21 protein-coding genes and 1 pseudogene are annotated in these 22015 nt (G+C 40.3%); 5 read left to right on the top strand and 17 right to left on the bottom strand.

Annotation, left to right across the window (positions count from 1 at the left end; translation table 11 throughout):
• Positions 1-24 precede the first annotated feature (24 nt).
• The 6 genes from CVD23_RS12725 to CVD23_RS12705 form a co-directional block, all read right to left on the bottom strand.
• Positions 25-303, bottom strand: a complete 279-nt coding sequence (locus CVD23_RS12725) for a YHS domain-containing protein (RefSeq protein ID WP_101666226.1) — start codon at positions 301-303, stop codon at positions 25-27.
• A 228-nt stretch (positions 304-531) separates the two neighbouring features.
• Entirely contained in the window at positions 532-693 is a 162-nt protein-coding gene (locus tag CVD23_RS21995) for a hypothetical protein (RefSeq protein ID WP_180955654.1), read from the bottom strand.
• 12 nt (positions 694-705) lie between these two features.
• The gene (locus tag CVD23_RS12720) at positions 706-3120 is read right to left on the bottom strand and encodes a heavy metal translocating P-type ATPase (RefSeq protein WP_101577890.1); all 2415 of its coding nucleotides are present in this window, start codon (positions 3118-3120) and stop codon (positions 706-708) included.
• A 95-nt stretch (positions 3121-3215) separates the two neighbouring features.
• Positions 3216-3422, bottom strand: coding sequence for a copper chaperone CopZ (gene copZ, locus CVD23_RS12715; RefSeq protein WP_101577889.1), 207 nt, complete (start codon positions 3420-3422; stop codon positions 3216-3218).
• A 14-nt stretch (positions 3423-3436) separates the two neighbouring features.
• Positions 3437-3781, bottom strand: coding sequence for a metal-sensitive transcriptional regulator (locus CVD23_RS12710; protein WP_101577888.1), 345 nt, complete (start codon positions 3779-3781; stop codon positions 3437-3439).
• A gap of 284 nt (positions 3782-4065) precedes the next feature.
• Positions 4066-4803, bottom strand: a complete 738-nt coding sequence (locus CVD23_RS12705; protein ID WP_101666225.1) for an urease accessory protein UreH domain-containing protein — start codon at positions 4801-4803, stop codon at positions 4066-4068.
• A gap of 208 nt (positions 4804-5011) precedes the next feature.
• Here CVD23_RS12705 and CVD23_RS12700 point away from each other — a divergent pair.
• Positions 5012-6358, top strand: a pseudogene (locus tag CVD23_RS12700) (MATE family efflux transporter).
• A gap of 69 nt (positions 6359-6427) precedes the next feature.
• Here CVD23_RS12700 and CVD23_RS12695 read toward each other — a convergent pair.
• Both CVD23_RS12695 and CVD23_RS12690 read right to left on the bottom strand, forming a co-directional pair.
• Positions 6428-7549 carry a YncE family protein gene (locus CVD23_RS12695; RefSeq protein WP_101666224.1) on the bottom strand — a complete coding sequence of 374 codons (1122 nt, stop codon included), beginning with the start codon at positions 7547-7549 and terminating at the stop codon, positions 6428-6430.
• Between the two features lie 375 nt (positions 7550-7924).
• Positions 7925-8440 carry a ubiquinol-cytochrome c reductase iron-sulfur subunit gene (locus tag CVD23_RS12690; RefSeq protein WP_101666223.1) on the bottom strand — a complete coding sequence of 172 codons (516 nt, stop codon included), beginning with the start codon at positions 8438-8440 and terminating at the stop codon, positions 7925-7927.
• Positions 8441-8683: 243 nt separating this feature from the next.
• Here CVD23_RS12690 and CVD23_RS12685 point away from each other — a divergent pair, with 243 nt between their 5' ends.
• Complete coding sequence (locus tag CVD23_RS12685) at positions 8684-10291, top strand: multicopper oxidase family protein (protein WP_101666222.1); 1608 nt, start codon at positions 8684-8686, stop codon at positions 10289-10291.
• Between the two features lie 55 nt (positions 10292-10346).
• Here the strand turns inward: CVD23_RS12685 and merA are convergent, their stop codons facing one another.
• From merA to CVD23_RS12670, 3 genes are all read right to left on the bottom strand, one after another.
• Positions 10347-11987, bottom strand: coding sequence for a mercury(II) reductase (gene merA / locus CVD23_RS12680; RefSeq protein ID WP_101666239.1), 1641 nt, complete (start codon positions 11985-11987; stop codon positions 10347-10349).
• A gap of 186 nt (positions 11988-12173) precedes the next feature.
• A complete protein-coding gene (gene merR1 / locus CVD23_RS12675; protein ID WP_101666221.1) occupies positions 12174-12572 on the bottom strand; it encodes a mercury resistance transcriptional regulator MerR1 in 399 nt (132 codons plus the stop codon).
• A 201-nt stretch (positions 12573-12773) separates the two neighbouring features.
• Positions 12774-13211 (bottom strand): MarR family winged helix-turn-helix transcriptional regulator, encoded by a 438-nt coding sequence (locus tag CVD23_RS12670; protein WP_101577882.1) that lies wholly within the window; start codon positions 13209-13211, stop codon positions 12774-12776.
• Positions 13212-13366: 155 nt separating this feature from the next.
• Between CVD23_RS12670 and CVD23_RS12665 the strand changes: the two genes are divergently transcribed.
• Both CVD23_RS12665 and CVD23_RS12660 read left to right on the top strand, forming a co-directional pair.
• Positions 13367-14863 (top strand): ATP-binding protein, encoded by a 1497-nt coding sequence (locus tag CVD23_RS12665; protein WP_101666220.1) that lies wholly within the window; start codon positions 13367-13369, stop codon positions 14861-14863.
• Positions 14864-15055: 192 nt separating this feature from the next.
• On the top strand, positions 15056-16288 hold the full coding sequence (locus CVD23_RS12660; RefSeq protein WP_101577880.1) for an MFS transporter: 1233 nt from the start codon (positions 15056-15058) through the stop codon (positions 16286-16288).
• Positions 16289-16368: 80 nt separating this feature from the next.
• Here the strand turns inward: CVD23_RS12660 and CVD23_RS12655 are convergent, their stop codons facing one another.
• The gene (locus tag CVD23_RS12655; RefSeq protein WP_101577879.1) at positions 16369-16890 is read right to left on the bottom strand and encodes a hemerythrin domain-containing protein; all 522 of its coding nucleotides are present in this window, start codon (positions 16888-16890) and stop codon (positions 16369-16371) included.
• A 194-nt stretch (positions 16891-17084) separates the two neighbouring features.
• On the opposite strand from CVD23_RS12655, the gene CVD23_RS12650 reads away from it, so the two are divergent.
• Entirely contained in the window at positions 17085-17423 is a 339-nt protein-coding gene (locus CVD23_RS12650) for a hypothetical protein (RefSeq protein ID WP_101577878.1), read from the top strand.
• Between the two features lie 276 nt (positions 17424-17699).
• Here CVD23_RS12650 and CVD23_RS12645 read toward each other — a convergent pair whose 3' ends face one another.
• The 5 genes from CVD23_RS12645 to CVD23_RS12625 all read right to left on the bottom strand — a co-directional run bounded on the left by CVD23_RS12645 (position 17700) and on the right by CVD23_RS12625 (position 22003).
• Positions 17700-18077: a four-helix bundle copper-binding protein gene (locus CVD23_RS12645; RefSeq protein WP_245917463.1), complete on the bottom strand. Its 378-nt coding sequence runs from the start codon at positions 18075-18077 to the stop codon at positions 17700-17702.
• A 318-nt stretch (positions 18078-18395) separates the two neighbouring features.
• Positions 18396-18695, bottom strand: coding sequence for a metal-sensing transcriptional repressor (locus CVD23_RS12640; RefSeq protein ID WP_101666219.1), 300 nt, complete (start codon positions 18693-18695; stop codon positions 18396-18398).
• Between the two features lie 713 nt (positions 18696-19408).
• Positions 19409-19693 carry a ferredoxin family protein gene (locus CVD23_RS12635; RefSeq protein WP_101577876.1) on the bottom strand — a complete coding sequence of 95 codons (285 nt, stop codon included), beginning with the start codon at positions 19691-19693 and terminating at the stop codon, positions 19409-19411.
• Positions 19693-20988, bottom strand: a complete 1296-nt coding sequence (locus tag CVD23_RS12630) for an FAD-dependent oxidoreductase (protein WP_101666218.1) — start codon at positions 20986-20988, stop codon at positions 19693-19695. The genes CVD23_RS12635 and CVD23_RS12630 overlap by 1 nt, the downstream gene beginning before the upstream one ends.
• Positions 20981-22003 carry an electron transfer flavoprotein subunit alpha/FixB family protein gene (locus CVD23_RS12625; RefSeq protein WP_101666217.1) on the bottom strand — a complete coding sequence of 341 codons (1023 nt, stop codon included), beginning with the start codon at positions 22001-22003 and terminating at the stop codon, positions 20981-20983. The genes CVD23_RS12630 and CVD23_RS12625 overlap by 8 nt, the downstream gene beginning before the upstream one ends.
• Positions 22004-22015: the final 12 nt, after the last annotated feature.

The raw sequence follows: 22015 nt of genomic DNA, 5'->3' as shown, positions 1-22015 counted from the left end.
TCATTGAAAATATCTTCTATCACTTTAATGCCGATGATAATTGTGGTGCTTATGCAAACGGTGCTCATGATCATGCTGTTTGCCGCGGTCCCTATGGTGGTGGTGCTCACCATGCTGGTGTCCCAATTCATCTGAATTGGCTGTATGAGCAATAAATTTTTGTGGTTCCATATTGAACTTTCCGAGGCAATCTGTCGAACAAAAGTAATAGTCGGAACCTTGATAACCTGATCGAATTGTTGAATTCGTCACTTTGATTTCCATTCCGCAAACCGGGTCTGTCTCCTTCTTCCTAAAAAACATGGAATCTCCTCCTTAAAAAACTTTGATAAGTTTCTACATTTAAATAATAAAAATCCATGCTTAGCAGCAGCTTAAACAAATCTGAGAATAACTTAAGAGTTTTTTTCATCAGCCCAATCACTAATTCACAGCCTGATATAAACAAAAATAGACCCCTGTTCGATAACAGGGGCCATGTTAAGAAAAGTCCACATCCGGAAATGAACAGACCTTCTCAAATAAAGTGTTCTAATGTTCTTCCGCTTCTTTAACATCTGTTTGGTCGCTATGTTCCATCTCCTCGTTATGATCGATGTTTTCGGAATCAGCTTCCGTTAACGAGGCATACACATAATACATACCCAGGACAATGAGCAGGTATACGAGTGCTGATAAGGCCCATTTTTTCATAGAAGGTTCTCCTTATAATTTTACTCTTTGTAAGCGCAATGCGTTTAGGACAACGGATACAGAGCTGAATGCCATTGCTGCTCCGGCGAGCCATGGTGCCAAAAATCCCAATGCAGCAACCGGAATTCCGAGCGTATTATAACCGAATGCCCAGAACAGGTTTTGCTTAATGTTGCGGATCGTTTTCCTGCTCATAAAGATCGCATCTGCAATGCTGTTGAGGTCACCGCGGATTAACGTAATGTCTGCCGCTTCCATCGCGACATCCGTTCCAGTTCCGATCGCCATCCCAATGTCGGCAACCGCTAATGCAGGAGCATCATTGATTCCGTCTCCGATCATTGCTACCTTCTTGCCCTGCTGCTGAAGTCTCTTCACTTCTTCGGCTTTTCCTTCCGGCAATACTTCGGCGATCACATGTTCAATGCCTGCCTGTTTGGCAATCGCCTCGGCCGTCTGGTGGTTATCACCGGTAATCATGATGACTTCCAATCCCATCTCTTTTAGGCGCTTGACCGCTTGCGTAGAGGTTTCTTTAATGGTGTCTGCGACAGCGACAATCCCTGCGTAAACGCCATCAATGGCTGTTAACATCGCTGTTTTACCTTGCTTCTCAAGACTGTCCATTTGCGGTAAAGCATGCTCGATTTCTACATCGTACTTTTTCATCAATCGGCGCGTGCCGATGAGAACTTCTTTGCCATCGACAACCGTTTTAATACCATAGCCGGGGATAGCCTCGAACTCAGCGACATCTTTGAGGCTGATATTCTTTTCTTTAATCCCCTCTACAATTGCCTGGGCGAGTGGGTGTTCGGATTGCTTTTCAGCAGACCCGACAAGTGTCAAAAATTCGGCTTCTTCCCGGTCTGTGATGATATCAGTCAGAATTGGAGTACCATTCGTGATTGTACCTGTTTTATCAAGGATGACCGTATTAATCCGGTGCGTCATCTCCAGATGTTCTCCACCTTTAAAAAGAATTCCGTATTCTGCAGCCCGGCCGGACCCTGCCATGATTGAAGTTGGCGTTGCGAGCCCTAGTGCGCATGGACAGGCAATGACAAGAACGGCGATTAAGATTTCCAAGGCGGCAGCAAAGTTTCCGGGAGAAACCCACAAATACCAAATCAAGAAACTGATAATCGCAATGCCGACAACAATCGGAACGAAAATACCGGAAATCGAATCGGCTAATCGCTGAATAGGTGCTTTTGACCCCTGTGCTTCTTCAACCACTTTAATGATTTGCGCAAGTGCCGTATCTTTTCCGACTTTTGTTGCTTTTATTTTAATAAAACCATTTTTGTTAATCGTGGCACCGATAACGGTGTCACCGACTGTTTTATCTACCGGCAGACTTTCCCCGGTAATCATTGATTCATCAAGAGCGGTCCGTCCTTCAAGAATTTCCCCGTCGACCGGGATTTTTTCACCGGGCTTTACATACAAAATATCACCTGTGACCACTTCCTCAAGCGGAATTTCTATTTCCGCACCATCGCGCAGGACGGTTGCTGTTTTTGCCTGCATGCCCATCAGCTTTTTGATTGCTTCTGACGAGCGGCCTTTTGCTTTAGCTTCGAATAGTTTTCCAAGAATAATTAATGTAATCAAAATAGCACTTGTTTCGAAATAAAGACCAACGGAATGGGCGTTATTTCCGATCGTTTCTATAGCAAGATATACACTGTAAAAATAAGCTGCCGATGTACCGAGTGCAACCAGCACATCCATATTGGCGCTCTTATTCCTCAGCGCTTTATAAGCCCCGACATAAAATTGCTTGCCAATAAAGAACTGTACAGGTGTAGCCAGTGCCATTTGCACCCAAGGATTCATCAGTGCGTCAGGGACATAAAGGAAAGAAGTGAAACTGAAGTGGCCAACCATTGCCCAAAGAAGCGGGAGCGATAAGATGAGTGAAAAAACGAACTTCCCTTGTTGCTTTTCAATTTCCTTCAAGCGGTGATCGACTGCCTCTTTTTCGTTTTCATCACTTTTCACGCTGGCCCCGTAGCCAAGCTTTTCAACCCTTTGGATCATCTCTTTAGGTGAGACAATGGACGGATTGTATTCGACAGATGCTTTTTCTAAAGCCAGGTTGACGTTTGCCTTTATGACTCCATCTTGTTTATTCAACCCTTTTTCAATTCTTTGCGCACAGGCGGCACATGTCATGCCGGTCAAGTTCAATTCAGTTTTTTCTGTTACGACATCATAGCCGAGATCCCTAACTTTCTTTTGGATATCAGCAGTTCCCATGGCAGACCCGTCAAACTTTACTGTTGCTTTTTCGAGGGCAAGATTAACATTTGCATCTTTGACGCCTTCCATTTTCTTTAACCCTTTTTCAATGCGGATGGCACAGGCGGCACATGTCATGCCAGTTATTTGAAATTGGCTTTCCTGAACTTTTTCACTCATAGCAAAAACTCCTTATACCTGTATAGGGTATATTTTTATAAAAAAGAGAGGTGCTATTTCTAGCACGGTTCTCTTTACTTTTATAGTTCAAAAACTCAGTTTACATCATAGCCTTGATCATCGATTGTTTCTTTAATTGTATCAAGAGTTACTTCATTTGCGTTATATTCAACATCTACTTTACCAGTTTCAAGGTGAACTTTTACGTTGGAGACACCTTTTAATTCCCCGACACTGCCCTCGACAGATTTTACACAATGCCCGCAAGACATTCCTGCTACATCTAATGTTACCTTTTCCATTCTGATCGTCTCCCTTATTTTTTCATTAATCTTTGAATAGTGACAAGGACTTCATCCAGTACTTCCATGTCACCTTCCTGGATTCTTTCGACAACACAGTTTTTCAAATGGCCTTCCAAAAGAATTTTTGCTACGCTGTTTAAAGCGGATTGGGTAGCTGAGATTTGCGTAATGACATCGTCACAATACGTATCTTTTTCAATTAACCCTTTAATCCCGCGAATTTGGCCTTCAATCCGGTTTAAGCGTGTTACCATATTTTTCTTCACGGCTTCGGAATGATGGCTTTTCCGGCCACTTGCAGCAGTGCAGCATTCTTCTTCTGTTAGGAGAGGATCATTTTCTAATTCATTTACCATGGTAACTCCCTCCTTGTTTTTTATTATAGTATACCCCAGTTCGGTATGTAAAGAGTTTGAATTCTATTTTTTGTGAACGTTTCTTGACGTTTCCTTTAGATTTAAATAAGTTTAGAAATTTTTCTCGATAATAAACTCAAGGGAATATTTAATATATCATAACTAAAATTTCCAATAAATACACCTCGCCAAACCATTTAACAAACTTATGGAGCTGCTCAGGTTTTTCCCCATATTGGCTACATAGATTATCATTTGTTCAATGGTAGATATCATTCATTTGGTTAACCTCCCCAATACGTTAAAGTATCAAAAATCCCCAAAATAAGCATTATTCCACCTGCGATTTTTTGAACAAGTAGACCAAGCTTACTCCCTTTTTTCTTCATTAACTTTCCATTCAGCTTAAAATACCAGATAAGAAAAATGAACAAAATGAGTGGAAGGGAAGTCCCAATCGCAAAAATCCCCGGGAGGAATAATCCGTATGATACTGAAATCGCCATCGGCATAAGGGTAATAAAAAATAACACAAACATTGTCGGACAAAATCCCAATGTAAAACTAACGCCCATCAAAAATGCACCTAAATTCCCTTTCTTCATGAATCTTTCAGGAATTTTCCCGAGTGTAAATGATTTATAAAACTTTAAAGCACCAATCATAAATAGTCCAATTATAATTAGCAGGGGACCAACCATTTTTCTTATCCAAGGGAAATATACAGTTAAAATACTTTTCACTTCGCTGCCGAGCAACCAGACAAGCAAGCCAAGTCCTGAAAAAACAACTATTTTCCCAAGTATAAAATACAGGATTTCCCTCCAGGCGAGCTTTGTTTGAACAGACCTATTTCCGTAAATTGTAATAGCCCCAAGATTCCCTGTGAATTGACAAGGTGCAAGCGCTCCGATAATGCCTAATATAAATGCAGCTAACATTGGCATGCCTTCAGTGCTTCTATACATATTTAGAAATGGCTGGCTTAATATGTTATACATTTGACTAAAAAATTCATACATTTACTGGCTCTCCCTATTCAAAAAATTAAATTGACCCCGGTATCTTTAACTTTTGATTATAATTGATATAATGGTTTATCGCTGAAAGTCTATAAAACACAAAAGCTATAAATCATTATAAAGTAAAATTATAAAGAATTTGTGGAGAAGTATTTGTAAACTTTTAAACTTTTCCTTGTCCAAATGTAACCGTGAGGAAGTGACTTGCATGTCTGCCATTGAAACTATGGAAGAACAAACTACCAAACAAAAAATAATGATGATCCTCTCTTTAGCTGTTCCGGCCATGATTGAAAATATTTTACAAACAGCCGTTGGATTTATCGATACTTTATTTGTTGCAAAACTCGGCCTGAATGAAGTGACTGCAGTTGGTGTTGCCAATACCGTTTTAGCTGTCTATATTGCTATTTTTATGGCCATTGGTGTGGGAACATCTTCTCTCATTGCTAGAAGTGTAGGCGCCAGGGATTTCGATAAAGCAAAATCGATTGCAAGGCAGTCCAGCTGGATTTCCTCTATGGCAGGAATTTTATTTGGAATTATTGCTTACTTTTTTGCTGAACCTTTGCTTAAAGTGATGGGAGCCGAACCTCAAGTATTAGCAGATGGAGTCACTTATTTCCGCATTGTGGCTGTACCTTCCATATTCATTTCACTCATGTTTATTTTCGGAAGTATCCTGAGGGCATCCGGAGACACAAAAACACCCATGAAAATCAGTGTCTGGATAAACGTGATCCACATTGGACTGGATTATATATTAATTTTTGGTTTATTGGGATTTACGGGTTTAGGCGTTGCAGGGGCAGCTTGGGCAACTGTTATTGCCAGAATAATCGGTACGATAGCTCTATATCGTTACATAAAAAAATCAAAAATTGATTTTTCAATTTTTCAAAATACTTTTAGAGAAGCTAAACAATTTATGTCACCTATTTTAAAGCTTTCATCCCCAGCTGCGGTGGAACGCCTTTTTATGCGTTTAGGCCAGGTTCTATACTTTGGATTAATTGTCCGAATCGGGACGGAAACATACGCAGCCCATACCATCGCGGGGAATATTGAAACCTTTTCCTATATGCCGGGTTATGGATTGGCTGTGGCAGCAACCACATTAGTTGGCCAGAGCATCGGGGCAAAACGTTAAAAAAATGCATACCAGTATGGGATGTTAACCACCGGAATAGCTGTCCTTTTTATGGCCATGATTGGTTTTTTGTTATTTTTCCTGTCACCTTGGATGGCAACCTGGTTCACGACTAATCCAAATGCGGTTCATATGGTCGTGACAGCATTAAGAATTGATGCTTTTGCCCAACCTGCTTTAGCCGTTGGTTTGGTGTTAGCTGGTGCATTGCAAGGTATGGGTGATACAAAAAGTCCGATGTACAGTACAGCCATTGGTATGTGGGTTATTCGTGTTGTCGGAGTTTATGTTTTGGGAATCCAGCTTGGAATGGGGATAGCCGGGATTTGGTTATCCATTGCGATAGACTTGTTTGTTCGTGCAATTTACTTGTTCGTTAGGTTTAGAACTCATTTCAAAATTTAATATGCTTAAAAAGCCGAAATTTCTTTTAAAGAAAAATCGGCTTTGTTTAGATCGAAATTGAATCGGTACTTACTTCATAATGCTGATTCCATTCGGAATTTCACCGACTTGAATTGTTTCTATCACTTTATTCTGTTCTGTATCAATCACACTGACGGTATTCTCAAACATGTTGGTTACGTAGAGATATTTACTATCCGGGCTGGTGACAACTCCATGGGCACCTTTACCTGTTTCAATAGTAGTCACAGCTGTCTTTGCAGCCAGGTCAACAACAGTCACTGAATTAGAAGGAGTATCCTCGGTCCCTTGATTCGCTACATAAGCTTTTTGATTATTGCCATCGATATAAACCTGGGCAGGCCCGGTTCCAACCTGAACCTTGTCAACTTTATCTGTGGCTAAATCGACTATTGCGAGCGCATTCTCTTTATTCAATGTCGTAACAAGTGTTTTACCATCAGCAGTAATCCCTGTAGTCACCGGAGTTGAACCCACTGTTATCCTTTTTTCTTCTGTCATATTTTCCAGGTTTAGAACACTGATTGTATCTTCTCCCATGTTCGCAATGTAAGCAAACTTACTGTCAGCGGAAATCCTGAACCCATGGGGACCTTTGCCGGTTTTAATCGTATGTGTAACGGAAAAACTATTTACATCAATAACTGTAACGTTGTTATCTTCATTGTTTGTAACCAAAGCATATTTTCCGTCTTCCGTAAAAACAATATGGGCCGGGTGGCTGCCAACTTCAACCGTCTGCAGCAGTTCATCCGTTTCCGTGCTATAGAAAAGGGCTAGCCCATTCATTTCCATTGACTCGCCACCACCATGATCCATTCCTGGTACAACTGTAGCTCCTAACATTGTTCCATCGGGAGATACTTGCACATTATGGACAGCCCCGTCCACTTCAATAGTAGCAATTACCTGATTGGAAGTTGCATCAATTTTGGAAATGCTTCCCCCTTCATTTGCAGTAAAATAATAACGAGTTTTTTCATCGCTTGCGTTTTCGTCTGTTTTTTCTGCGTCGGACTGATTATCTTCTTTCACTTCAGCAGTTGATTCGCTCTTTGGATCTGCCGGCTCTGTTGCGCCGGATTTTTCATTTGTACTCGAGCTGCATCCTGCCAAAATAACACCCACAATCATTAGAAGCAGAAATAAACTTAACTTTACTTTACTCATCGTAAAGCTCCCTCCTCTTATTCGGTATAAAGCGAGCATAGACAGAAGAGCCCTTTCAAACTGTGATTTACTTCACTTAAAAATAAATGAATCAGAAATTGGTAAAGTTTTGTGAAAATCCATTAAAAATGCAGATTTAGCGATTAATATAGAATGTTCTTTGCTCCCCTTGTCGAGTATTTTCCATACAAAAAGAACAGACTGCGAGTTAGTCTGTTGCAATAGGATTACTACAAAATTCGATTATTTTATGAAAAACTAATAAGCCAGGCACCCAGAATTGTCATCGACCAAAGGATAAAAAATATTCCTGTGGGAATCGTTTTTCGGTTTTTATTCTTTTTAATACAGCATTCCATTTTCTCATTCTCCCTTTCATCCCTTTGGCTTTTCCCTTTTTACGGGATTCAATATTGAAATATAGACGTTTCCATCTTGAACATAAGACTCAAAAATATCCAATGGCCTTGGAGGCGGGCCGCCTACATTAATGCCGAACTCATCATATTGCCCCCCGTGACAAGGGCAATAAAATCTGACTCCCTCCTTGTTCATCTCTTCGTCGGCATCCCCTGCCAAACATCCGAGATGGGTACAAATCGGCGACATGATAATGAGAGACTGGTCATCTTCACTCTTATTAATATACACAAAACCCGATGTCTCCTGTTCGACCCACGCATCCTTTATATTTGCTTTATACGGGACCTTCTTTGGAAACTCTCCCTTTTCAAGTTCACTGAGGGGGCCAAGATTGGCCATGGAACTCATATCAATTGGTTTTTTAGTGCTGCAGGCGGATAAACCGATCGGCAGGACTGATACCGTGAATAGACCTGCCGTCCCTTTTAAAGAATGTGAAATAAACTGCCTCCTGTTCCATGTTTTCATAAGGAATACCTCCTTTTTGGTTAATAATAACAAGAAAATTTGCAGAAAAAACCGATTTTCATTACAAATTGGGGTAACTGTCTAAAATATAGTGAATGTTTTGTGACAAATAATATGTTTGATGCTTATCATTTGGACAAAAGTGACATTTACCGTTTAAGTTCATTTTTTAGAAACATTAAATTCATAGTTTCTGCAAGATTATCCACTAATCTTAAGCAGAAAAATTATGGAGGTGCTCTAATGAAGCTTAAATTTATTGTATTAATGTCTTTTGTCATTTTAATACTAGCTGCTTGTTCTGCTGCTCAAAACGGAGATGGCAGCGAGACTAATAAAAAGGAAACAGAAACAACTGGCCAGGCGAACGAAACGAAAGGTTTAAAAACTGCTAATTTCGAAACGCTTACGGGCAATGAATTTACTCTTGTCGCTAAAGAGGCTAACCACCAGTTAAACAAAGAGACAAACGTAAACGCCTGGACGTTTAATGGTTCCGTTCCGGGCTCACAAATTCGCGTTACGCAAGGAGAAAAGGTCAAAATCACCCTCAAGAACGAACTTCCCGACCCTGTGAGCATTCACTGGCACGGAATTCGAGTACCAAACGAAATGGATGGAATTCCTGGTGTGACACAAAATGCGGTCCAACCTGGAGAATCGTTCACGTATGAATTTACGGCTGCCGATCCTGGAACATATATGTATCACACCCATCAGGAAGCAGTTAATCAGCTGGATAAGGGACTTTACGGCTCCTTTATAGTCGAACCTAAAGAAAAAACATATGACCGCGATTACAGCCTTATGCTTGATGAGTGGATGAGCAATCCTGAAGAATCAGAGTCTTCGATGAGCGGAATGGATGGCGACATGAGCGGAATGGATCACAGCAATATGAGCGGAATGGATTCAAACGAAGACAAGAATAGTGAAAAGAAAAACGGTGCCAGTGACGAAAACGGAGAATCAATGGGACATAGCATGGCCAATTATGATATTTTTACGATTAACGGAAAAAGTGGAGATTTAATAGAGCCCCTAACAGTCAAAGAAGGAGAAAAAGTCAGAATCCGCTTGGCGAATATCGGATATTTGTCCCATAAGATTCATCTGCACGGCCATAAGTTTAAAGTAGTCGCGATAGACGGACAAGAACTGAATGAGCCGCAGGAATTAAAGGATCAGTTAATCGCAATTGCTCCTGGTGAACGGTACGACATTGAATTTACCGCAGACAATCCAGGGGAATGGTATCTTGAGTGTCATGGGGACATGGAAGGTACAGATGGCATGAAAGCAAAAATTCAATACGAAGGCACTACTGAGTCGAAAGACCAAGCCAATCAAAATGAAAGCCTATCCGAATTTTCCTTTATAAACTACGGTGGTGCGAAAAACGGAGAATTTAAGTTAGACCAACAGTATGATGTAGAGTATACTATGGACCTTAATACACAGATGGATCGTGAAAATATGGTTTTTACAATCAACGGAAAAACATTCCCGGATACAGAAAGTATTGATGTGAAAAGCAGTGATCTGGTTAAAGTAAAATTGGTCAATAATTCTAAGGTTGACGTTCATCCAATGCACCTGCATGGACATTTCTTTCAAGTTTTGAGCAAAAACGGCGAGCCTGTGCAAGGTTCACCAATTGTAAAAGATACGATTAATCTAAATCCAGGTGATGAATACGTTGTTGCTTTTAAAGCGGATAACCCTGGAAATTGGCTTTTCCACTGCCATGACCTGCACCATGCTACGGCAGGAATGGTGAATATAGTCAAATATGATGGGTATCAGCCAAACTTCACACCCGACCCTGATGCAAATAATAAACCTGAATAACTTGTGAAAACAGCGGCCGATATTCCTGTTGTTAGGAATATCGGCTTTTTGAGACTCATACTGCACAACAAGACAATTTTGATACATCTTTATCAAACGTAATGGCGGCTAATTTCAATCCTTCTGCCATTGTTAAATATGGAGCAAGAGTTTCTCGTAGATCTTCTACTGTCAAACCGAATTTTACAGCTAATGTTGCTGCATAGATAACCTCTCCTGCGTTTTCCGCAACTATATGGACCCCTAACACTTTTAATGTTTTTGCATCTGCTACTAATTTAAAAACACCTGTCGTTTCTCGATTAACCAAGGCTCTTGGTATCGCATCTAACGACAAAACTGATGTTTTGATTTTAAAACCTTTTTCTTTTGCTTGCTGTTCAGTTAAACCAACCGTTGCAATCGATGGAGTAGTAAACGTTACACCTGGAACTACCTTTAAATTTATTTTTCGATTTAGACCTCCGATTGCATTACGCGCAGCAATTCCGCCTTGATAAGCAGCGACATAAACAAATTGCGGACCAAGAGTTACATCTCCGGCTGCGTAAATTCGGGAATTCGTCGTTTTAGAATACTCGTCAATGACGATTTCACCAAGAGAACCAACTGTAACACCTGCTGCTTGTAAATTAAGAGATTCTGTATTTGGTTTTCTTCCTGTTGCAACAAGCAATTGTTCTGCCTCAATTATTCGCTTTTTGCCATTTATCTCTACATGAACTTTTTTTATGTCTCCATCTTGTTCTATGCTTTCATATGTTGCGCCTGTAACTAAGTTGATTCCTTGTTCTGTTAAGGCCTGCGTTATTGCTTCTGTTATTTCTGGATCGTATTCTTTCAATAGACGCTCGCTTCTTTGAATCAAAGTGACTTCTGCGCCCAGGTTACGAAATAGTTGTCCCAATTCCAATCCGATATATCCAGAACCAATCACAGCAAGACTCTTTGGAACTTTCTTTAATTCAAGTAATGAAGTGCTTGTTAAATAATCTACTTCAGTTAATCCTGGAATAGTGGGAACAAATGGAGAAGCACCTGTCGCTATTAAAAATCGTTTTGCTGTTATTTGCTTGCCATTAACTACAACTGTATTTTCATTTACAAATTTAGCTTCACCTTTTATTAATTCAAAACCGTAATCGTCAATTAGATTCACATATTTTTCATTTCGAAGTTGACTTACTAATTCATTTTTTTGTTTTACTAACAGGGCTAAATCAACATCTGAAGCTGAAGTGTGCAATCCTATAAATGGATTATTTTTTGCTAAATGATTGATTTCTCCTGCTCGTAATAAGGTCTTAGAAGGAACACAGCCGATATTAACGCATGTTCCACCCACCGTCCCTCGTTCGATCATAGCAACTTTTGCGCCATAACCGACTGCTTCAATGGCAGATGAAAAAGCGGCCCCACCAGAACCAATAATGATATAGTCATAGTCACCTTCATTACCTAAGTTCACTTTTACCTGGGGATGTATTTCTTCAACTTCTCCTGGTTGATACTTTGCTTTAACAATCGCTTGTTTGGCTGTTCCAACCTCTACGTCATTTGGTAGCTCAAATAAAGCTTCCCCTTTGCGAAAATCAACTTCAACATTCTTTGCACCTATATTATCTAATGCAACTGAGACATGTTGCTCGCAACCTGAACAGGTCATTCCTTGAACATTAACTCGATATTTTTTCAATTTTAAATCCTCCTCTACTCCAAGCCCTAGCTCTAACACCTTTGTTGTAATAGCCTTTATAGCCGTTTTTTTATCATTAATGTAACTGTTACCTTCCATCAGTAGAACCACATGACATGGACATATGAATAATGCGAGTAGAAACCAAACATGGCCTGATAATGTGTCTCTCATAATGTTCTTTTCTTATTTTCCCATTACTGTTTCAATAATGGGACATGCATAAATATCTTTGTTTTCAGGGCATCTTTCTTTTAGGTTAATGAGCATTTGTTCAATTCTTTTAAGATCTTGAATTTTGCGTTGTATGTCTTCTATCTTAGAAACAGTAAAGTCATACATATCACGGCACTTTGCTTCATCCCGATCGACAACACCTAACAATTTATCAATTTCATTTAGGGTAAATCCCAATTCCTGCAAACGTTTAATGAAATTTAATCGGTCGACAATCCGTTCTGAATACATTCGGTATCCTGAATCCGTACGTTCAGGTTCTGGAATTAAACCTATACGTTCATAGTATCTAATGGTCTCTTTGTTAACATCACACTTCTTGGCCAATTCTCCTATAAGTAATTGCATTTGTTTCACCTCCTATACAGTATAAACCCTGTACTTAGGTACAGGGTCAATATATAGCTTACTTTTTCTCATTAATAATAGTCAGCGAGCAGTTTCTCGTAAGAATCTATTTGAATATTAAACGAAACCCGAATTTTATGAGCATAAAAAAAGACTGCCTCTAGTGGCAATCTTACAACTCTTTTATACAGGGACCCGTGGTTAGTATTTCGCGACGGGTAGTCCGATCTTTTTTAGCAATTCGATTGCTGTTGCTTTTTCCTCTTCGGAAAGAACGTCCATAAGCTCATGGATCCTTGCTTCGTGTTCGGGAAAAATAGCCTCGATGAATTCTTTGCCTTTATCCGTAATAATCGCATACGTAACCCTGCGGTCATTCGGGCAAGCGGCACGATTTAAAAGACCTTTTTGTTCGAGTTTATCGACGACATATGTTATGCTTCCGCTTGCAAGCAAAATTTTACCGCCTATTTGCTGGAGCGGCTGCTGGCCTTTATGGTATAAAAGCTCCAGAACAGCAAATTCAGTCGGGTTTAATCCATTCGCCTGGATTGCTTTATTGACCTGCTCATTAATCGCTTTATATGCCCTGGAAAGAACGATAAATAGCTTTAAGGATTGGTTAACTTCAGAATTCATGTAAATCTTCCTTTATAAAAAGATATCTCGACTTCAAACTAAATTATAGAAAAATTTCGGGATGGTGTCAATAAATCCAGATAAAGGCATAGTGCTTAATACCCTTAATTAAGTTATAATTTAATTGCCTATAAGCACTTAAAATAGAGGTGTCTATGCCAAAACTTAATAAAAATGCGTTGCTATATTTGTTGATCGTTATACTGCCCAGTATGTTAGGAATCTTTTTACAAATATATAATCTCATCCAGAAAGATTACGAACATCGAAAGGCTGATACCCAATGGATTGCATCGATCCATCAAAGAACCTGGGATCAGCTAATTACTGAAACCGTGACGAGCCTGGATATTATTGCAATTACGCTTAAAAGTATGATCGATTCCCCGCAAGAATTAGAGCCATTGCTCCAGCAAGTACACCAAAAAGACCCTCGCTATGGGGGCCTTTATTTACTGAATGAAGAAGGAACGGTTGTTACCGGATCTCAATCACTGCTCGATCATGTTGATTATTCCTCCATGGAGTATATTAGAACTGCCATTAATACGAAGGATACGGTTATATCCGACCATCAGGAAACTCTTGAAAATGGTCAAACCGTGATTGGCCTGGCTGCACCCGTTATCAATGAAAGAAATGAACTAAGTTCGATACTTGTTGCCCATTTAAGGGTTGACTATATTGAAAATGTTATGAGAGTGTTGACACCTGACACAAATCTTTTAATTGTCAATGGACAAAGCCACATTATTATGAATTTCAATGGATCTGAAAAGACGAGCTCAACTGCAAACGAGTGGTTGACAATGCCAATTGAGCGGCTTCCATGGAGCATTAAAGCGGAAATTCCCGACTTTGACTGGAAGAATACAGGAAAGGAAATGGTCGCATTAATAGCTGGGACCCTGGTTTTTTTCCATATTCTTTTCCTTCTAATTAAGTGCTATCTATTAAAAAAACAAACAGCAAAAGAAAAAGCGCAAATTGAAGCGCAAAAGCTTGAGCTGGTAGGCTCACTCGCAGCCAGTACAGCCCATGAAATCCGCAACCCCCTTACAGGCATTAAAGGGCTTGTCCAGTTGTTGGGCGAAAAATACCGTGATCCGAAAGACCTCTACTATTTTTCAATCATCAATGAAGAGATCAACCGCATTAATGAAATCGTCAGTGAATTTTTGATTCTGGGTAAACCGACCGCCCAAAAGAAAGATATGATCGATATAAGGTCAGTTTTTACCGAACTGAAGCCGATCATTTCTTCCGAAGCAAATCTTCATAACATTAGATGTTCTTACTATTTGCCAAACACTCCATTGCCGGTTGAATGCACAAAGGACCAAATGAAGCAGGTAATTTTGAACCTTTCAAAAAACGCTTTTGAATCTATGAAAAATGGCGGTGATCTTGAAATTAATATGATGCAAGAACAGGAAACTTGCAAAATAGAGATTATCGATACCGGTTCAGGAATTTCTGAACAAGCGCTCAACAGGGTTTTTGACCCTTTTTATACATCAAAGGATATGGGAACAGGCCTCGGCCTTGTGATTTGCAAAAAAATAGTGCAATCCTTTAACGGCACGATTGAAATTACCAGCAAAGAGAAGCAGGGTACTCAAGTTTCAATTATCCTTCCGCTTGCTGAGTAAAGGGAAGAGCTTTGGGAATATGGTCCAATGCTCTTCTTCTTTTTGTTTAGTTTATTTGCTTGTTTATTACATATAAATTTCGAGAATAGAAACAAAATCATTTTTAAACAATTGATAATCTTGTAATATAGAAGAAAGAATAAAAAATGGTACTTTTATAAATTTATACAGTCATATAAAAGGAGATACTCCATGAGCCAATCTGCAATAGCTGCAAGCATGTCGCCACGTGACCGTGCGAATACTTCATACAAAATATTAATTATTATCGGAATTTGCCATTTATTGAATGACTCGATCCAGGCTGTTGTTCCAGCGATGTTCCCGATTCTGGAAAGATCGATGGGGCTCAGCTTTACGCAGCTTGGCATGATCGCTTTCGCTTTGAATATTGTATCGTCGATTATGCAGCCGCTCGTTGGAATGGCCACAGATAAAAAACCAGCGCCCTTCGCGCTGCCGATCGGGCTTTCCTTTACGCTTTTCGGCGTTCTTGGCCTTGCTCTTGCACCCCGGTTTGAATTGGTTGTCCTGTCCGTCTTGTTCATTGGCCTTGGATCTGCTGTTTTCCATCCAGAGGGATCAAGAGTTGCTTATATGGCGGCCGGGGCACGCCGGGGGCTTGCCCAATCCATTTACCAGGTTGGCGGCAATTCAGGCCAGGCCCTTGCCCCGCTTATTACTGCGGTCATTCTTGTCCCGCTCGGCCAAATCGGTGCTGCCTGGTTTACATTAGTTGCAGCGGCCGCGGTCGGATTATTGATCTATATTGCCAATTGGTATTCCGGCATGCTTAAAGTTGAACGTTCTTTCAAAAGCAAGCAAAGCAGCAAAGATAGCACAGCTGGGAACGGTATTCGCAAAGGTGTCTGGGTTTCACTCTTGTTGATTTTGTTTCTAATCTTTGCCCGCTCCTGGTACATTTCCGGGATCACCAATTTCTATGCATTTTTCGCAATCGAAAAATATTCACTATCAATTAAAGAAGCTCAAATTTTCCTATTTGCTTTCTTAATCACCGGTGCAATCGGTACATTTTTCGGGGGGCCGCTTGCCGACCGGTTTGGCAAGAAAACGGTTATTTTAGTTTCGATGATCGCCACCGCCCCGTTATCATTGCTGATCCCGTTTGTTCCGCCTTTTGCAGCATTCTTGCTGCTTGCTTTAAGCGGACTGCTTCTGATGTCGAGCTTTTCTGTCACGGTTGTTTACGCCCAGGAGCTCGTGCCGGGAAAAATCGGGACAATGGCTGGCTTGACGGTCGGCCTGGCATTTGGAATGGGGGCGCTTGGATCGATCGGGCTCGGCTATTTAGCCGATCTCATCGGGCTTTCACAAACGATCATTTTCACCGGATTTCTTCCATTGCTCGGTTTGCTGGCCTTCTTCCTTCCTTCCGATCAAAAGTTGGAGCAGTGGAATTAAGGAATATATGCTCGTCTCCGGATTTTGGTATAAAAAAGAAAACAGGATAGGAGGAAAAGTCCTTCTACCCTGTTTTTTTATTATGATTGAACCCTTGCATACAGCAATTCTTTTTCTTCCTTAGTAAACAAATTCTCCGCCATTGGATACAGCACATTTTCTTCTTTTGCGAAGTGGTCCACTAGTATTGAATAAGCTTTTCTAATAAATGCTGTACATGCATGCATTTCCTCTGTTGATAATGGACCGTCACCCTCAGTTTTGTTAAGAAAGCCGCGAATCATTGATTTGGCCTGCTCATGCTCATGTTCCATGACTGCAATTGGACCCGTTCCCTTACCAAGATAAACTTCCATCATTTTAAACAGAATACCTTCTTCTTTTTCTGAGTGGCGCTCAAGCTTACTAAAAAATGCTTTTACTTTTTCAGTTAAAATCGCAAATACATCCTGTTTTTGGTCTGAGTCTTCAACTTTTTTGGATAGCTCTACAAGCTCATCAAGCAACTGAATCAACGGCGGATGTTCTTCCTTCAACAAAGCTAATCCTTGTGACAACTCGACCGGCTTACGGTTTGCAAAAGCACCCATACAACCTTCCATCAACAATCTCTCCTTCGACAATCACAGTTATTATGATCAGTATAAGCGGCCGCTTCTCTAAAAGTTGTGACGCCAATCACAATATCGAAAAGATCAAACTAATTTTCGAAAAATTTTAACAAATAAGTTGCTAATTTTTATTGATTTTCACATATAATAGAAGCAAGTAAGATTGATGAAATGGAGGGATTATAGTGGTATATGAAAATTATCGCGACTTTTACCAGAAATCGCTAATACAAATTGGACCCGAAGACTTAAATTCTTTAAAAGAAACCCTTCCCATTCCCGGAGACAAAATCACCCATTGGCTCATAGCCTTAGAAGGCGAACCGGACCAGAAAAATTATTATCAGTGGAAAGTGGCAGTATATCCAGCAGACTGTGAGGGAAGCTTTGATTGGTCGAGCCGATTTTACACATCAGCGGATTTTAACTGCTTCCATAAAGCTTGTGACTTCGCCCGGAGCCTTGAGCAAAACGGCAAAAACGACAAACTCTCCTCATTAACCCCGTTTGAACAAATAAGCTAACCTAACCTCTAATCCATTCCTTCCCCTCTTTTTCGAGACGTTTGTGAAGTTACATACATATAGTGGTAAACTTATAATCATTCAAATTGTGAATAACTCTTCACTAAAACTCTTCACTTACACCAAATAATATGATTGCAATAACGAGAACAATTCCTCCTGCTGCAACTAACGGAACCAATGCTTCATTTTTATTAATTATAAGTAGAGGGTGTCCCAAAATCCAATCTTTGGGACACCCTCTTTATTTGTTTACATGAAAACTTTTTTGATTGCTTACATACTCTCCAGCCGGGATCTTGCAAAAGCCCGGCATTGTTGGGCACAATGCAAGCAAATTTGTGCACATCTTTGTGAATGAGAATCTGGAAACTTTAAGCATTCGTTTCCACAAATTTCACAAATATGGGCACATAATTCGGCAACTGACTTTTCCACATAACTGTTTCTTGCGATTAATTTCGCTGACAATGTGCATATATCTGCACAATCTCGCAATAGAAGCAGTTGGTTTCTTCTGGCATGAACATCGCTCATTCGCAGCACCATAGTCCCCATATGTTCACAAGTTATTTCACAATCCTGGATTGTCTTCACCAAGCCCATGTGTTCCATATGAGTAGATTTAAATTTCGCATAATCCATACTTTGCATAGCATTTCCTCCCCAATTTTGTTATTAGCCGTAACAGTCGTATCATATGGTTTCCGCATTCACCAAGTGTAGGTAAATGCCCAAGAAATGTTTGCATATTTTCTGCAAATTTACAGCAGATTTTACTGATTCCCGCAAGCGGCATAAAGAACCTAAAATGTTTCCCTTAAAAATATGATTAAGTTTTAAGGCGGAGTGCTAATCCAGCCACAATAATACGGAAAAGTTACCCGCATGTCAGGCACAATCGCTGCATAAAAGCGGGCAGTGAACAATAAAAATAAAAGCCCTGGCAGGAATTTTTCAGCCAGGGCTTTTTCATATTTTTAGTATTCTGTTAAAGGTAATAAACAGCTTATTTAACTCTTCCTCGTTGTCTTTTTCAATTTGCTCAGCCAGACATTTTTTCATTTTTTCTTCGAAAAGAACGAATACTACACTTTTTAAGGCAGCCTTGGAAGCGATAATTTGAAAGATAATATCCTCAAAGTCGTGGTCTTTTTCAATTAAACTATTAATTTCTCGAACATTTCCTTCAATATTGCTTAAAGTGTCCACCAGCTTTTTTTTGGATGTTGGATCTAAACAGTGAGGTTTTTCAAGATTAAGTATCTCCATTATTTAACCTCCTTGTTTTATTAATACATGCCCGTTATTTGCAGCTATTTTATCAATGATGATGCTTTGTCGTTGCAGAGTGGTTATGTGCGGAATGGTTATGGCCAAACAAGTGTATTAAGCCTTTAACCAGTAATGATGTCTTTTCCATTAGAAACCCTCCAAAATATAATTTTATTACATTTATAAAATACTACCCCCGGTAAGTATATCAACTATAAAAAAACCTATTGTTTACTTTTTGAATATACAATTCATATTTTAGACATATTTACGGAGGAAATTTTAATTGCATCTTACGGTTCGGTGAAAGCACTTAAGTACTGTTTTGATTCTGTTTAAATTGAACTTTAAATCCAGTGTCTACCTGTTTGTTCTTAAGATAACGATGAAATCTGCAGGAAATGCAAATTTTCACCTCTCTCTTTTTTTATTAGATTCATCTATGTTAGATTAGAGATTAATAATGAGGAAAAACTGAATTAAAACTAAGAAAAAGATAAGAATTACCACTACTGAAAGATTATAATCCTTTTAGACTCCATTTTGAAATTTTGTAATTAGCTATTATGATGGTTTATTTGTTGTTATATCAAAAGTGTTGCATAAAATTGTTAAGTCCATATTAAGAAAAAAATTATGCTTGATAACTAAAAAACGATGCTCGGACCCGCATCGTTTTTTTCCTTTTATATAAACACTAATTTCATTGGCTATGCCATTCTAAAAACGATTCCGTGTCCGCCTTTTGGATATTCCCAGTGGATATTTTGGTATGGACAGCCGATTCGGCAGCTCCCGCATTCATGACACCCTTCGTATCCGACCTGCATCCTTGTTCCTTCCCATTTGTAAACCTCGGCAGGACAGAAAACGGTACAAATTTTATCAGGACATTTTGTCATGCAAATATCGTGGTCCATGACAGTTAAATGGGATTTCGTATCACACTTAAAGCGAATTAAGTACTGTTTTTCTTCAATCGTTTTTGTGGACATTATTTCACCGCCTTCCAGGCACGATAAATGTCTTTCAATACATTAAATGTTCCTTTTTCGTTTCTGACACTGCGGATAATTTCTTTCTGCTTATCCCTTTTTGGGGTTCCGTCAACAGTAAACATTTTGCTTGCGACCCGGTTCATCATCGGGACGTATTCACGCAAATATTGCGGATGGTTCTCAAAGGTGTGGGTTGCATCTTTATATTTTTCTAAATCTTTAATAATAAAGCTGTTATAGAGGGCTTCCCGATACTTATTTAAACTCGATGCGCTAAAATCATTTCGCTGCTTTGCTTCGACAATAGTCTCTGCCGCCATTTTTCCGGAAGCCATTGCCATATTTGAACCTTCACGATGGATAGCATTCACAAGCTGGGCTGCATCCCCTACAACGACAACACCGTCTCCGGCTACTTTAGGAACGGAATGATATCCGCCTTCCGGGATTAAATGCGCCAAATATTCGGCAGATTCCCCTCCCTCCAGAAAAGGCTTCACCATTGGATGATTTTTTAAATAGTCAAGCAGGTCATAAGGCTTTAATTTAGCTTTTATCATGCTTGACAGAGTGGTTCCGACACCGATATTCAAACTGTCTTTGTTCGTGTACAAAAAGGCAGTACCCAAATTTCCCTTTGTTGCATCCCCGAATATTTCAATCGTACAGCCCTGGTTTTCTGAAAGGTTAAAACGGTCATTAATCGTTTCCTTAGGAAGATTAATGACTTCCATCACAGTCAAGGCCACTTCATCAGGACGGAATTCCTTATGGAATCCGAGCTGCTTGCCGAGCAGTGAATTGACACCGTCGGCAAGCACGACAACATCGGCAAATACTTCTCCATCCGGGCGGTCTGTTCGAACACCGATCACTTTTCCATTTTCAACAATACATTCTGTTACAACCGTCTCGGTAATGAGCAGGGCTCCTGCTTCGACAGCCTTTTGGGCGAACCACTGGTCAAATTGGGCACGCAGAACTGTAAAATTATTATATGGCTCCATTCCCCATTCGAGACCTTTATAGCCAAAAGAAACAACCGATTCTTTATCCATCATCCAAAAACGCTGCTCGACAACCGGTCTTTCCAATGGTGCTTCCTTCCAAAACTCAGGAATAATCTCTTCCATTTGTTTTCGGTACAGGACACCGCCCATGACGTTTTTGCTTCCCGGGTATTCTCCCCGTTCAATCTGCAAAACGTTCAAACCGTTCTTTGCACACGTATAGGCACATGCTGTTCCAGCCGGTCCGGCTCCGACAATGATTACATCAAATTTCTCAGGCATAACTGATTTCACCGCCCTTTTCTTTTGTCATCTGTTTAAACTGTTTAATCAATTCAGGCACGATGACATGTGCATCCCCAACGATTCCATACGTTGCCACATCAAAAATTGGCGCTTCTGGATCTTTATTAACCGCGATAATGAACTCCGAATTTTTCATGCCAACAATATGCTGGATCGCCCCTGAAATACCGATTGCAAAATAAATTTTCGGCGTTACCGTTTCGCCTGTCTGGCCGATTTGCTGATGATGGGGAAGCCAGCCTGCTTCAACTACATCCCTGGTCCCACCAACACTGGCACCAATCGTTTCCGCCAGCTCATGAATCAGCTGAAAGCCTTGTAGATCACCCATTCCTTTTCCCCCGCATACAATGACATGGGCTTCCGACAGGCTTGCTGTTTTTGTTACGTCCTTCACAATTTGCAGCACTTTTGTGCGCATATCTTCTTCCTTAATTGAGATTTGTTCCTCAATGATCTCTCCTGTTCTCGATGGATCCTGCTCCAGTGCTTTCATGACCTTTGGCCTTACGGTTGCCATCTGCGGCCGGTGTTTTTTGCAGAGGATCGTCGCCATTATATTGCCTCCGAACGCTGGCCGGCTTGCTTCGAGCAGCCGCTTGTCGACATCGACATCGAGCATTGTCGTATCAGCAGTTAACCCTGTGCTTAAATCAGTGGCAACTGCACTTGCCAGGTCTTTTCCGTTCGGGGTTGCCCCGTACAGGAAAATCTCCGGTTTGTATTTCTCGGCAAGAAAAATAATTCCTTTCATATACGATTCAGTCCGATAAGTCTTCAATACCGGGTTATCAATAACATATACTTGGTCTGCCCCGTAGGAAATTACTTTCGGGCAGAGCCCTTTAATTCCGTCTCCGAGCAGCACCCCTGCCAGCGGTACTTCAAGCTTATCAGCAAGCTTCCTTCCGGCACCGAGCAGTTCAAGGGAAACTCCTTCAATGATTCCTTCGTTTTGTTCAATGAAGATCCAGACACCTCTATGTTCCATTGTAGCAGGCCA

The organism is Bacillus sp. V33-4, assembly GCF_002860225.1.
In the GTDB taxonomy this organism is placed as follows: domain Bacteria; phylum Bacillota; class Bacilli; order Bacillales; family Cytobacillaceae; genus Bacillus_BJ; species Bacillus_BJ canaveralius.
The sequence above is the reverse complement of the archived record's forward strand: the minus strand, read 5'-3'. Positions and strand labels throughout refer to the sequence as shown.